15 protein-coding genes are annotated in these 12,711 nt (G+C 29.8%); 10 read left to right on the top strand and 5 right to left on the bottom strand.

What is annotated here, in order from left to right; genetic code table 11:
• Nucleotides 1–321 precede the first annotated feature (321 nt).
• Genes H518_RS0117275 through H518_RS0117285 form a run of 3 tightly spaced genes read left to right on the top strand, consistent with a single transcriptional unit; the run spans nucleotide 322 to nucleotide 2,869 of the window.
• Nucleotides 322–1,878: an NAD(P)/FAD-dependent oxidoreductase gene (locus H518_RS0117275; protein ID WP_028890236.1), complete on the top strand. Its 1,557-nt coding sequence runs from the start codon at nucleotides 322–324 to the stop codon at nucleotides 1,876–1,878.
• A gap of 42 nt (nucleotides 1,879–1,920) precedes the next feature.
• Nucleotides 1,921–2,589 carry a YqaA family protein gene (locus H518_RS0117280; RefSeq protein ID WP_407635136.1) on the top strand — a complete coding sequence of 223 codons (669 nt, stop codon included), beginning with the start codon at nucleotides 1,921–1,923 and terminating at the stop codon, nucleotides 2,587–2,589.
• A gap of 22 nt (nucleotides 2,590–2,611) precedes the next feature.
• On the top strand, nucleotides 2,612–2,869 hold the full coding sequence (locus H518_RS0117285; RefSeq protein ID WP_043707254.1) for a DUF1456 family protein: 258 nt from the start codon (nucleotides 2,612–2,614) through the stop codon (nucleotides 2,867–2,869).
• Nucleotides 2,870–3,072: 203 nt separating this feature from the next.
• Here the strand turns inward: H518_RS0117285 and H518_RS0117290 are convergent, their stop codons facing one another.
• Both H518_RS0117290 and H518_RS0117295 read right to left on the bottom strand, forming a co-directional pair.
• Nucleotides 3,073–3,438 carry a DUF3127 domain-containing protein gene (locus H518_RS0117290; protein WP_028890239.1) on the bottom strand — a complete coding sequence of 122 codons (366 nt, stop codon included), beginning with the start codon at nucleotides 3,436–3,438 and terminating at the stop codon, nucleotides 3,073–3,075.
• 8 nt (nucleotides 3,439–3,446) lie between these two features.
• Nucleotides 3,447–4,307, bottom strand: a complete 861-nt coding sequence (locus tag H518_RS0117295; RefSeq protein ID WP_028890240.1) for a flavin reductase family protein — start codon at nucleotides 4,305–4,307, stop codon at nucleotides 3,447–3,449.
• A 74-nt stretch (nucleotides 4,308–4,381) separates the two neighbouring features.
• On the opposite strand from H518_RS0117295, the gene H518_RS0117300 reads away from it, so the two are divergent.
• Complete coding sequence (locus H518_RS0117300; protein ID WP_028890241.1) at nucleotides 4,382–5,530, top strand: sensor histidine kinase; 1,149 nt, start codon at nucleotides 4,382–4,384, stop codon at nucleotides 5,528–5,530.
• A gap of 28 nt (nucleotides 5,531–5,558) precedes the next feature.
• On the opposite strand, the gene H518_RS0117305 is transcribed toward H518_RS0117300, so the two are convergent.
• From H518_RS0117305 to greA, 3 genes are all read right to left on the bottom strand, one after another.
• Entirely contained in the window at nucleotides 5,559–5,972 is a 414-nt protein-coding gene (locus H518_RS0117305; RefSeq protein ID WP_043707212.1) for a cupin domain-containing protein, read from the bottom strand.
• A gap of 70 nt (nucleotides 5,973–6,042) precedes the next feature.
• A complete protein-coding gene (locus H518_RS0117310; RefSeq protein WP_028890243.1) occupies nucleotides 6,043–6,435 on the bottom strand; it encodes an HIT family protein in 393 nt (130 codons plus the stop codon).
• A 79-nt stretch (nucleotides 6,436–6,514) separates the two neighbouring features.
• Entirely contained in the window at nucleotides 6,515–6,988 is a 474-nt protein-coding gene (gene greA / locus H518_RS0117315) for a transcription elongation factor GreA (RefSeq protein ID WP_028890244.1), read from the bottom strand.
• Nucleotides 6,989–7,096: 108 nt separating this feature from the next.
• Between greA and H518_RS0117320 the strand changes: the two genes are divergently transcribed.
• The 6 genes from H518_RS0117320 (at nucleotide 7,097) to H518_RS0117345 (ending at nucleotide 12,606) form a co-directional block, all read left to right on the top strand.
• Entirely contained in the window at nucleotides 7,097–7,522 is a 426-nt protein-coding gene (locus H518_RS0117320; protein ID WP_028890245.1) for a hypothetical protein, read from the top strand.
• Nucleotides 7,523–7,587: 65 nt separating this feature from the next.
• The gene (locus H518_RS0117325) at nucleotides 7,588–8,745 is read left to right on the top strand and encodes a 5-(carboxyamino)imidazole ribonucleotide synthase (protein WP_028890246.1); all 1,158 of its coding nucleotides are present in this window, start codon (nucleotides 7,588–7,590) and stop codon (nucleotides 8,743–8,745) included.
• A 13-nt stretch (nucleotides 8,746–8,758) separates the two neighbouring features.
• Nucleotides 8,759–9,379: a type 1 periplasmic-binding domain-containing protein gene (locus H518_RS0117330; protein WP_028890247.1), complete on the top strand. Its 621-nt coding sequence runs from the start codon at nucleotides 8,759–8,761 to the stop codon at nucleotides 9,377–9,379.
• A 25-nt stretch (nucleotides 9,380–9,404) separates the two neighbouring features.
• Nucleotides 9,405–9,884, top strand: a complete 480-nt coding sequence (purE, locus tag H518_RS0117335) for a 5-(carboxyamino)imidazole ribonucleotide mutase (protein ID WP_028890248.1) — start codon at nucleotides 9,405–9,407, stop codon at nucleotides 9,882–9,884.
• A 173-nt stretch (nucleotides 9,885–10,057) separates the two neighbouring features.
• Complete coding sequence (locus H518_RS0117340; protein WP_028890249.1) at nucleotides 10,058–12,076, top strand: M3 family metallopeptidase; 2,019 nt, start codon at nucleotides 10,058–10,060, stop codon at nucleotides 12,074–12,076.
• Nucleotides 12,077–12,270: 194 nt separating this feature from the next.
• The gene (locus H518_RS0117345; protein ID WP_028890250.1) at nucleotides 12,271–12,606 is read left to right on the top strand and encodes a hypothetical protein; all 336 of its coding nucleotides are present in this window, start codon (nucleotides 12,271–12,273) and stop codon (nucleotides 12,604–12,606) included.
• Nucleotides 12,607–12,711: the final 105 nt, after the last annotated feature.

The raw sequence follows: 12,711 nt of genomic DNA on the forward strand, positions 1-12,711 counted from the left end.
TAATAAAATCGTTAAGTGTTTTCGAAAAATTTTGTCAATTCGAGTGAATTTCACGATTAAAATGAGTGAAATTTGTATCGAGAATAAAAATTTTACTTACTAAATTAGTTCTCGATACAATTTCATTCCGTTCTCACTTCATAAAATCACTCGAACGGAAATTTCTAAAACCATTTTCTATTCAAAAAAACAAGCCAATAAAACTAACAAAGATAGCATAGTTCTTATCACTATAACTGATAAAACTACATTCCTCATTTCATTTTTATAATTCTTAACAAAATGAAAACGTATCAATTCAAATTTCCATAATTTTGCAACATGGTAAAAGAACTTCAACTACGTGTTAATTTAATAGAAGAAAAGAAAGAAGATATTCTAAAAAAGAAAGCTTCTAAAAAATTAGACATTGCTCTTTCTACAATAACAGCTATAAAAGTGTTACGTAAATCTATTGATGCTCGTAAGAAAGATATTATTTTCAATTATAAAGTTGCAGTGTATATTAACGAACCGCTACCGAATACGCCTGACTATATTTTCGAATATAAAGATGTTTCAAAGGCAAAAGAAATTCACATTATTGGTTTTGGGCCAGCTGGTATGTATGCAGCACTTCGTTGTATCGAATTAGGTTACAAACCTATTGTTTTAGAAAGAGGTAAAAATGTACAAGACCGTCGTAGAGATTTACGAGCTATTAATCAAGAACATTTTGTAAACGAAGATTCTAATTATTGCTTTGGTGAAGGTGGTGCAGGAACATATTCTGACGGGAAATTATACACGCGTAGTTTAAAACGTGGTGATGTTCGTAGAATATTTGAAAACTTAGTATATCATGGTGCTGCTGATGATATTTTAATTGATGCACATCCACATATCGGAACAAACAAACTTCCTAAAATTATTCAAAACATTCGTGAGAATATTATAAAATATGGCGGAGAAGTTCATTTTGATACTCGCGTTACCGATTTTGTTATAAAAAGCAGTAAAATAAAAGCTTTACGGTTAAAAAACGGAAATGAGATGGCAGTTAATTCTGTGATTTTAGCAACAGGACATTCCGCTAGAGATATTTACGAATTATTAAACAGAAAAAATATTTTATTAAAAGCAAAATCTTTTGCTATGGGAGTTCGTGTAGAGCACCCTCAAGAAATTATTGATCAAATTCAATATAGCTGTTCAAGACAAAGAGATGAATTACTACCAGCCGCAGCTTATAGTTTAGTACAACAAGTAAATAACCGAGGGGTATATTCATTTTGTATGTGCCCTGGTGGATTTATTGTACCTGCTGCGACTGCAAATGGTGAAGTTGTTGTAAACGGAATGTCACCTTCTCGTAGAAATAACAAATTTGCAAACTCAGGAATTGTTGTTGAATTAAATATTGATAAAGATTTTAAGAAATACGAACATTTTGGACCTTTAAAAGGGTTAGAGTTCCAGAAAGATTTAGAAAAATTAGCTTTTAATGCAGGAGGAAAAAGTCAAGTTGCCCCAGCGCAACGTTTAACTGATTTTGTTGAAGGAAGATTATCATCATCTTTAAACGAAACTTCGTATCAACCTGGGTTAAAATCTTCTCCACTACATTCATTACTTCCAAAAATAATTGGAGGTAGATTACGAAAAGGGTTTGATGCCTTTGGTAAAAAAATGCATGGATATTATACTGCTGAAGCTAATATTATTGGCGTAGAATCTCGTACTTCATCTCCCGTAAATATACCTAGAAAAGAAAATTTAGAACACCCAGAAATTGAAGGTTTATTTCCTTGTGGTGAAGGTGGTGGTTATGCTGGAGGAATTATATCTGCAGCAATGGATGGAGAGCGTTGTGCTGAAGCAGCTATTTCTAACTTATAATTAACGATATTTCTTTGATTTATCTGTAATTACCTCGTATTTTTGTATTTTCTAAGAGATGATTTAGAAAATCAAGTAACAATTAAGGTGAATAAGAAAAGAAAGAAAAAAAATAACAAACCACACGTAAAACGTTTACACAATTACTATCAACGTACTGGTTTTTATATGTTTATTTGGGAAAGTTTAAAAAAAGCTTTTTGGCCAATAGTAGGTGCTGTTATAGCTGTATTTTTATTTAATAAATACGTTTATAATATTAACGATGGTTTACAAACAGTAACTGAAACTTTTTCTAGAATTGGAGTATTAACCGTTTTCTTTATTTCAGAAACGATATTAGGTTTAATACCTCCTGAGATTTTTATTGCTTGGTCTAAAAAAACTGGAGCCCCTGTTTTAAACTTATCTCTCCTAGCAACCTTATCTTATTTTGGTGGCTTAACAGCTTATTTTATAGGAAGAGCTTCTTTAAAAATTGATTCAGTAAAAAACTATTTAGAAGTTAAAATGGCTAAAAACCTTAAAAACACTAGTAAGTGGGGAGGTTTTTTAATTTTAGTAGGAGCTTTATTACCATTACCGTTTGCAATTAGTTGTTTAACAGCAGGTATGATTAAGTATCCTTTTAAAAACGTAGTGATTTTTGGATTATTCCGTTTTTTACGTTTCGCCATTTATGCTTGGGCTATTTTTAAAATGGTTAATTAAAATAAAATTTTATATTATTACTATGGGTGGATTATCTAACAACGATATTTTTAAAAAATTAAGAGTAGCGCACAAATTACGTGATACTGATATTATTGGTATTTGTGCTTTAGTAGATTTTAAAGTTTCTAAAGGTGAATTAGGTGCTCTTTTTAGAAATGAAGAACATCCTAAATACATGGAATGTGGAGATCAAATTCTTAGAAATTTTTTAAACGGCTTGGTCATTCATTTAAGAGGGCCAATGCCTAAAAAAGAAAAACCAAAGACTACAAAATAACAAAAAAGCTTCTGATTTAAATCAGAAGCTTTTTATTTTCCACTTAAAACCTTCATCCAGCAAATCAACTCTAGATGATGATTTTTCAAAGGTATATTAAAGAATTGAGTTAAAAAACGTGATTTCCGCAAGAATAAATGCAGATTTCCGCAAAATAAAAAAGAGAGCTAAAAGCTCTCTTTTTTATTTTTATGTCCTTTTTATTAAAAAGGTAAATCATCTGGTTCGTTAGCTGATAAATCTGGAGCAGGTTGAAACTGATCTACAGGTGGTGTATTTTGAGAAGCAGCTTGCGCTAAGTTTTCAATTCTCCATCCTTGAACAGAGTTAAAGTATTTTGCAACTCCTTCTGGGTTAATCCACTCTCTACCTCTTAAATTAATAGAAACTTTTACATCTTGACCAACAGCATAAGTATTTAAAATATCACATTTATCCTGTACAAACTCAATCATAATCATTTGTGGATATTGTTCATCAGTAGTTACAACTAATTCACGTTTTCTAAATCCGCTAGCTCCAAATGTTTGTGTTTCGTTAATTAATTTAATCTTCCCTATAACTTCCATTTTCTTATCTATTTAATTAAAAGTACTTTCCAAGCACTCTCTACATCATTACTCTTTAAATAATCTTGTGCAAATGTATGTCTTTTTTCAGTTGAAAGCGAAACATATTTTGGGTGTTCTACAGCAAAGTTATTAACACTTTCTTCACTTGGTAATTGCTCTACATTACCTAACATACCTAAGTTATTACCTGTTAAAACAGCACTATCTCTAATTTCTGTAGGTATTTGATCTACTCCAATACCTAGTGTAGAAATTGGTTTAGGTATTTCAAAAAAGCCATCTCTAGCACGAGTATAGTAACTACCTCCTGCCCTGGCCACTAAATCTATTTTGTGTTGATCTATACTTCCATCTTCTGCTAAAACAGCTTCATTAACATGTAATTTAACCACTTCACAAACTATTAAATTACCAGCACCACCTTCAGTACCTGTATAAATAATATCAGTCACTTTACATTCAAACTGCACTGGCGATTCTGCCACTCTAAAAGGTTTTACCTCATCAGATGCTAACATCGTAAATCCTGCCTTTTCAAACTCATTTACTCCTTTAGGGTACATTGTGCTACTTAACGACATTTGCTGTACAATATCATAATTAACAACATTTATTACAACCTCTCTAGTTTCTTCAGCATTATCTAAAGTATGCTTTGTTTTATTACCTCTTACACTTCGTGCTGGTGAAAAAATTAACATTGGTGGATTTGCTCCAAAAACATTAAAAAAACTAAAAGGCGATAAATTAGGGTTTCCATCTTTATCAATTGTACTTGCAAAAGCAATTGGTCTAGGTGCAATAGCTCCTAATAAATAACCATGTAATTTACCTACTGGTAACTCTTTTGGATCGAGTGTTAACATATTGTTTTTTTTAGTGTAAATATACTACGCTTTTACAAATTAAGTTATTCTACATAATAGTTTATATTTGGCTAATGACATTTTTCAATAATACTTACTGGATAAAACGAATTATTGTTTTTACTTCTTTAATAATTGTTTCATTTATTTTATGGAATACCTATGTCTTTTTTCAGAAATTTAAAGAAGAAGAGAGAGGTAAAATAAAAATTTTTGCTGCTGCTTTTAAAGAATTAGCCTCAAATCCTGATTTAGACGAAAACACCAATTTAATTAACAAGGTATACCAAACTATTGAAGATGTACCAACTATTCTTGTTAATAAAGACGGAAGTATAGATATACATAGAAACCTAGATTCTATTAAATCTAAAAAACCAATATACTTACAAGAGCAATTAACAGTAATGAAAGGACAAAACGAACCTATTATTATTGAATATTTTGGAATTACTCAATACTTATATTACAGAAACTCTGATTTACTATACAAACTAAAATATTACCCTTTAGCATTACTCTTAATTTTAGGACTCTTTTTAACCATTATGTATATGGTTTATAAATCCAGTAAAGTAGCTGAACATAATAAACTTTGGACAGGCATGGCTAAAGAAACAGCACATCAAATTGGTACTCCTTTATCTTCTTTATTAGGTTGGATCGAAATTTTAAGGTCTGAAAATGTTAATGAAGAATATATTATTGAAATTGAAAAAGATGTTGATCGATTAAGTACTATTGCCAATCGCTTTTCTAAAATTGGCTCTTTACCCAAACTAAAAAAACACAATATTGTTAATGAAACAGAGTTAGCTTTTAATTATTTAAAATCAAGAAGTTCTAAACAAATTAAATTCTCTTTCTCTTCGGATAAAAAAGAGCTTTCAACACTGTTAAATATTGAACTGTATGGTTGGGTTATTGAAAATTTAATTAAAAATGCTATTGATGCTATGCAAGGAAAAGGCAGCATTGCTTTAACGATTAAAGAAACTACTAAACTTATAAAAATTACTGTTACCGATTCTGGTAAAGGAATTAACAAATCACAATTTAAACAAATATTTAAACCGGGGTTTACCACAAAAAAACGTGGTTGGGGATTAGGCTTATCGCTTTCTAAACGTATTATTGAAGATTATCACAGTGGAAAAATATTCGTAAAAAAATCAGATTTAGGAAAAGGAACTTCTTTTGAAATTCAATTAAATAAAATATAAATAACTTGTTTTTTAATTATTTACACCTTTATTTAATTGTAGTAATAGGAGTACCTTTAATACCTGCATAAAAAACAATTATCTCAGCAGGCTCATTTTCATTATTTTCTCCATAATGCCATTTATCTACTAACTCAACAATTGGATCACCAGCATTTAAATATAATGTATCCTTACTTTCACTAATAACCTTTAGCTTGCCTTTTAGTAAAACACCTGCATTAATTTCAGAATGTTTATGTAATTCTAATTTTGTTTTAGCTGGAATTGTTATCTTTAAAATAGTAATTTCTGGTTTACCTTCAGGATATTTCGGAAGTGTATCTCCATTCCAACTATTAGATGTCTTAACTAATGTTACTACTTCGATTTTCGTTGATTTTGTTTTACACCCTAATAAATAGATTGCTATAAAACATAAGAGTATAATTTTAATATTCATTTCTACTTTTTAATAAATTCAATTTACCCTATCTATTTATTAAACTTCACATCAAAAAGGGCTTAATACATTATTCAAAATTACTAGAAATTGCTTTAGTTACTTCAATAAACTCTTCATTAGATAACTTTACTTTTTCTATAAATTGAATATCTGACATTGTATTTAAAGGAATTAAATGCACATGTACATGCGGCACTTCTAATCCTATTACACTCATACCAACACGCTTGCATGGAATTGTTTTTTCTATAGCTTTTGCTACTCGATAAGAAAAAGACATCAACTCAGTATATTCTTCTTTCGATAAATCAAAAAGTTTATTTTCTTCTCTTTTAGGAACAACCAGCGTATGCCCTTTTGCATTCGGGTTAATATCTAAAAAAGCAATAAAATTATCGTTTTCTGCTATTTTATATGAAGGAATCTCTCCTGAAATTATTTTAGTAAAAATACTTGCCATGTTTTTTGTTTTATCGTTTAGTAAAAATAAAAAAAGCGTTGCTAACGCAACGCTTTTCTTTAAAAATATTTTCTAAAAATTAGCGAGAAATATTCATAACTTCAAACTTCATAATTCCGTTTGGCACTTTAATTTCTGCTACATCACCTAAACTTTTACCTAATAAACCTTTTCCTATTGGAGAATTTACTGACAGTTTCCCATTCTTAATATCAGTCTCAGAATCTGCAACTAAAGTATATGTAAACTCCATACCATTAGTCGTATTTTTTAATTTCACGATAGAGTGAATTAGTATTTTTGATGTATCTAACTGGCTCTCATCAATAATACGTGCATTTGCAACTACATTTTTAAGTTTAGCAATTTTAGTTTCTAATAAAGACTGCTCTTCTTTTGCTGCATGATACTCTGCATTTTCACTTAAATCTCCTTTATCTATAGCATCACCAATTTCTTGAGATACTCTTGGTCTTTCAGTATGCTCTAAATGAGATAACTCATCTTTTAATTTTTTTAATCCTTCTGCACTATAATATGATACTTCACTCATAATTTTTTAACTTTAAAAATCTCACACCGGTAGGAATGAGATTGCTCTACAAATATACAAAATATTTGTAAATTCGTAGCGTTAGAGATATAACACTATTTTAAAATAATGAGAAAATTACTTTGTTTATTAAGTTTAGTTACTGCTTTAAGTTGTAGTGACAACACAACTGTTAACGACTGTTTTAGAGGAATAGAGATGAACGCTATTATTGATTTAACACTGCCTGAATTTCAAGGGTTATTAGTTCCTAATGGAAGTTCTAAAAACACAATTCAAGGAAGAAATGTTTATCTTTTTAGAACAGGCAATAATAGCTACAAGGCTTTTGACAGACAATGCCCTGAAGCAAATTGTAGCGGTTTAATGATTTTTGACGGTATTTATATTACAACACCATGTGATAGTGAACCATGCGACAATAAAAAATATAATTATTTAGCTAATGGTGCACCAATTGACAACCAAGGTTGTCCTGCTTTAATGTACTTCGTTACTAAAATTAGTGGCTCGCAACTAAGAATATCTCGTTAATTGTATTTAAACTATACTTTAGATTCTTATTTTTGCGGTAACAACAACACATTAAAATATTTATCTTGAAAAATTATTTTTCTTCTGACTTTAAATTGGGCGTTCTTGGTGGCGGTCAATTAGGTAGAATGCTACTTACTGAAACACAAAAACTTGATATTTATACTGTTATTTTAGACAGTAACGCTGAAGCTCCTTGCGCACAAATTTGTAATGAATTTCATCAAGGAGATTTATTTGATTTTGATACTGTTTACAACTTCGGAAAAAAAGTAGACGTATTAACTATCGAAATAGAAAATGTAAATATTGATGCGCTAGATAAACTAGAGGCAGAAGGTTTAACTATTTACCCAAAACCTTCTAACTTAAGAGTAATTCAAAACAAAGCACTTCAAAAAAAGTTTTATAGTAGTAATAACATCCCTACTGCTACTTTTTCTCATTATGCTTTCCTAGAAGAATTAAAACATTCATACGAGAATAATAGTATCGAGTTCCCTTTTGTTTGGAAAGCGGCACGATTTGGTTATGATGGTACTGGTGTAAAAATTGTTAGAAGCATTAACGATTTAAATAATTTACCTGCTGTAGAGTGTATTACTGAGAAATTAATTCCTTTTAAAAATGAACTTGCAGTAATTGTTGCTAGAAATCCTAGTGGAGAAATTAAAACATACCCTGTTGTTGAAATGGAATTTCATCCAGAAGCAAATCAAGTAGAATATGTAATTTGTCCTGCAAGAATTAATGATTCGGTTGCTAAAAAAGCACAAGAAGTGGCTTTAAAAGTAGCTGACACTTTAGATTTCGTTGGATTATTAGCTGTAGAAATGTTTCAAACTTCAACTGATGAAATTTTAGTTAACGAAGTAGCTCCAAGAACACATAACTCTGGGCATTATTCTATTGAAGCCAGCTATACTAGCCAATTTGAACAACATTTACGAAGCATCTTAGATCTTCCTTTAGGAAATACCGAAAGTAAAGTTGCAGGTATTATGGTAAATTTAGTAGGCGAAGAAGGTTATACAGGAGATGTTGTTTACCAGAACATGAACGAAGTCTTAAAAATTGATGGAGTTACACCACATATTTATGGAAAAAAGACAACCAAACCTTTTCGTAAAATGGGACATGTAACAATCGTTAATCAAGATATAAACGAGGCTCGAAAAATAGCGCAACAAGTTAAAGAAACATTAAAAGTTATTTCTAAGTAAAACCCTTAAGAAATTGACCACAATTGCATTTTTACATACTTCGGATGTTCATGTTGAAAGATTTGAAAATTTAGTGAAAAAATTTGACAAAAACATTCAAACAAAGCATTATGTAAATGAAAACTTACTTAATTATGCTTTAAAAAATAGTCAATTAGATTCCGAAGGTTTTAAAAAAGAATTACAAAATATAAAAAAAACAAATCCAAATCTTATTATTTGCACATGCTCTACCTACGGTGAAGAATGTGATAATAGTAATGATATTAAGAGAATCGATTTTCCTATTGCAAATTACTTAGTTTCAAAACATAAAAAAATAGCGCTCGTTTACACTGCTATTTCTACCGAGAGAGTAAGCAGTAATTTAATACAACGTATTGCTAATAAAAAAAATAAAGAGATAAAGATACTAACTTGCAATTGCTCTGAATCTTGGGTTCATTTTAAAAATAATGATTTCGAAAAATACGAAAAGACTATTGCTTCTAAAATAAAAAAAATAGCAACAGAAGCCGATGTTATATTTTTAGCACAAGCATCAATGGAAGGTGTAAAAAAACACCTTCCAAATTTAGGAATAGAAGTTTTATCAAGTCCTGAATTTGGTATTAAAAATTATTTAAATAAATAAAAAACGTACACAACAACACATAATTATGGTAGGAATTATAATGGGAAGCGATTCAGATCTTCCAATCATGCAAGAAGCAATTGATATTTTAGAAAGTTTTGATATTCAAATTGAAGTAGATATTGTTTCTGCACACAGAACACCTGAAAAATTAGTTGAATATTCAAAAAATGCTCATACTCGTGGTTTAAAAGTAATTATCGCGGGTGCCGGGGGAGCTGCTCACTTACCAGGAATGGTAGCAAGTATGAGTCCACTACCTATAATTGGGGTTCCTGTAAAAAGTAGAAACTCTATCGATGGATGGGATTCTGTTTTATCAATATTACAAATGCCTGGTGGAGTTCCTGTAGCTACAGTTGCTTTAGATGGCGCAAAAAACGCAGGTATTTTAGCTGCTCAAATTATTGGAGCTTCTGATAAATGTGTATTAGATAAAATCATTGCATACAAGGAAGGTTTAAAGTTAAAAGTTGAAAAAGCTTCTGAAAGAGTTCGTAAATAAAACCGAACACTAAAAAATTATCAAACCTCATCAACTTTAATATTGGTGAGGTTTTTTAATTCAACAAACCTAGTCGCTACCTATTTTATATAAAACTGAAATAAATTCAGCTTTACATTGCTAAATTTTTCATTATTTTTACTTTTTTATTCATTTTAAAACGCACCTATTTAATGAATCCATTATTACAAGATTTTAATACACCTCCTTTTTCTAAAATTACAAATGCTGATTTTAAACCAGCTATTGAAGAAGGAATAAAAATAGCAAAATCAGAAATTGATGCAATTGTAAACAATTCTGAAGATCCGACTTTTAAAAACACCACTGTTGCTTTAGACTTTACAGGTGAAAAATTAAATAAAATTACATCAATTTTCTTCAATTTAAACTCTGCAGAAACTAATGATGAAATTCAAGAAATAGCAAAAGAAGTTTCTCCTTGGCTAAGTGAATTTAGTAATGATATGATTTTAAACGAAGCATTGTTTAAAAGAGTAAAAACAGTTTACGATACTAAAAACAGTTTAAATTTATCTCCAGAACAAACAATGTTGTTAGAAAAACAATATAAAAGTTTTGCTAGAAACGGTGCTAATTTAAATGATACTGATAAAATTGAATTACGTAAGATAGATGCATCTTTATCTAAACTATCTTTACAATTTGGTGAAAATGTACTAGCAGAAACCAATGCTTTTGAAATGCACTTAACTGATGAAAATGATTTATCAGGATTACCAGAAAGTGTAAAAGAAGCAGCAAAAGAAATTGCCAAATCAAAAGAAAAAGAAGGATGGATTTTTACTTTAGACTACCCAAGTTATATTCCTTTTATGACCTATGCTGATAATAGAGAGTTACGTAAGAACTTCGCTATATCGGCTGGTAAAAAGGCCTTTCAAAATAACAAATACAATAATGAAAAAATTGTTTTAGACATTGTAAAACTTCGTTACAAAAGAGCTAATTTATTAGGATATAAAACGCATGCTCATTTTGTTTTAGAAGAACGAATGGCAGAAACACCTAACAAAGTTTTATCGTTTTCTAATGATTTATTAGCAAAAGCCAAACCAGCAGCACAACGTGAGTTTACTAATTTAGAAAACTATGCTAAAAAGTTAGATGGAATAGATCAACTTCAAAAGTGGGACGGTGCTTACTATTCAGAAAAACTTAAAAAAGAGCTTTTTTCTTTAGACCAAGAGTTACTGAAACCTTATTTTAAATTAGAAAACGTAATTGATGGTGTTTTTGAAATAGCAAGTAGATTATTTGACTTACAATTTGAAGAAATTACTTCTATCGATAAATACCATGAAGACGTAAAAACATACTCAGTTACTGATGTAAAAGGAAATTTCATTTCTCATTTTTATGCAGATTTTCATCCAAGACCAGGTAAAAGAAATGGTGCATGGATGACTTCTTACAAATCACAACAAATTAAAAACGAAGTTAATGAACGACCACAAGTTTCAATAGTTTGTAACTTCACAAAACCGACAGAAACTAAACCATCTTTATTAACATTTAACGAGGTTACTACGTTATTTCATGAATTTGGACATGCGCTTCACGGAATGCTTGCTAACACAACTTACAATAGTTTATCAGGAACTTCAGTTTCTTGGGATTTTGTTGAATTACCAAGTCAGGTTTTAGAAAACTGGTGTTACGAAAAAGAAGCTTTAGAATTGTTTGCGAAACATTATGAAACCGGAGAAGTAATTCCGATGGAATATGTTACAAAAATAAAGGAATCAGCAAGTTTTCATGAAGGAATGCAAACTTTACGTCAATTAAGCTTTGGCTTACTAGATATGCAATGGCATGGTGGTGAATCACCTGAAAAAATTACTTCAGTTAAAGAATTTGAATCAAAAGCTTTTGCTGATACTCAATTATATCCTGATGTTACCGAAAACTGTATGAGCACAGCTTTCTCTCATATTTTTCAAGGAGGGTATTCTGCTGGATATTATTCATACAAATGGGCCGAAGTTTTAGATGCTGATGCTTTTGAATATTTCTTAGAAGAAGGAATTTTCAATAAAGAAGTTGCCGATAAATTTAAAAACAATGTTTTATCTAAAGGAGGTACTGAAAAACCGATGGAATTATACAAACGATTCCGTGGAAAAGAACCTAAACCAGATGCATTATTAAAACGTGCTGGATTATTATAATAATAAATAAAGCCTTTCGAAATTCGAAAGGCTTTTCTTTTATAGTTAATTTAACAAATAATCAAGCATAAAAAATAAAAATTTATTTTTAAACCTACTAATATTATATGTTTTTTTGGAAAAATTTAACAAACATTCACATCTTAAAAAAGCAATTATAAATTACTTTTGCTTTTCGTTTACATAAAAGATAAATGACTTCAAGAAACAATAATATACTAAGTAAAATAACAGCACTCTTTTTGGTGTTTTTACTTATGCTCCCTATTATTATTAAAGCTAGTCATGAGCATAAAGATGAAGGCCATCAAAATTGTAAAGAAAAACTAACGCACTTACACGAGTACGAAAATGAACATTGTGATGTTTGTTACTTTTCTTTTGCCTCATTTAACTTATCTCCTAAAACTTTTATACAAGTACTCGTTCTTAACACTAGCAAAACGATTATTGATAATTACAAATCAATTTCTTTATCTTTTTGTTATTCTTCAACTAAAAGGCTAAGAGCACCCCCAGTAATTTCTTAAGTATTTTTTCTTTATTTCTATACAAACCATATAGAACACATATGTCTTATAATTAATTTTATAGAATATCGTGCACTACTTGTTTATGTAGATTTATTTTAAAAT

It is taken from the genome of Tenacibaculum ovolyticum DSM 18103, from assembly GCF_000430545.1.
In the GTDB taxonomy this organism is placed as follows: domain Bacteria; phylum Bacteroidota; class Bacteroidia; order Flavobacteriales; family Flavobacteriaceae; genus Polaribacter; species Polaribacter ovolyticus.

Bases quoted from the DNA above. Each gene is read 5' to 3' on its own strand.
- H518_RS0117340 (WP_028890249.1), top strand. From the start codon at position 10,058: ATGAATCCATTATTACAAGATTTTAATACACCTCCTTTTTCTAAAATT.
- H518_RS0117285 (WP_043707254.1), top strand. From the start codon at position 2,612: ATGGGTGGATTATCTAACAACGATATTTTTAAAAAATTAAGAGTAGCG.
- H518_RS0117310 (WP_028890243.1), bottom strand. From the start codon at position 6,435: ATGGCAAGTATTTTTACTAAAATAATTTCAGGAGAGATTCCTTCATAT.
- greA (WP_028890244.1), bottom strand. From the start codon at position 6,988: ATGAGTGAAGTATCATATTATAGTGCAGAAGGATTAAAAAAATTAAAA.
- purE (WP_028890248.1), top strand. From the start codon at position 9,405: ATGGTAGGAATTATAATGGGAAGCGATTCAGATCTTCCAATCATGCAA.
- H518_RS0117295 (WP_028890240.1), bottom strand. From the start codon at position 4,307: ATGTTAACACTCGATCCAAAAGAGTTACCAGTAGGTAAATTACATGGT.
- H518_RS0117320 (WP_028890245.1), top strand. From the start codon at position 7,097: ATGAGAAAATTACTTTGTTTATTAAGTTTAGTTACTGCTTTAAGTTGT.
- H518_RS0117345 (WP_028890250.1), top strand. From the start codon at position 12,271: ATGACTTCAAGAAACAATAATATACTAAGTAAAATAACAGCACTCTTT.
- H518_RS0117300 (WP_028890241.1), top strand. From the start codon at position 4,382: ATGACATTTTTCAATAATACTTACTGGATAAAACGAATTATTGTTTTT.
- H518_RS0117305 (WP_043707212.1), bottom strand. From the start codon at position 5,972: ATGAATATTAAAATTATACTCTTATGTTTTATAGCAATCTATTTATTA.
- H518_RS0117290 (WP_028890239.1), bottom strand. From the start codon at position 3,438: ATGGAAGTTATAGGGAAGATTAAATTAATTAACGAAACACAAACATTT.
- H518_RS0117275 (WP_028890236.1), top strand. From the start codon at position 322: ATGGTAAAAGAACTTCAACTACGTGTTAATTTAATAGAAGAAAAGAAA.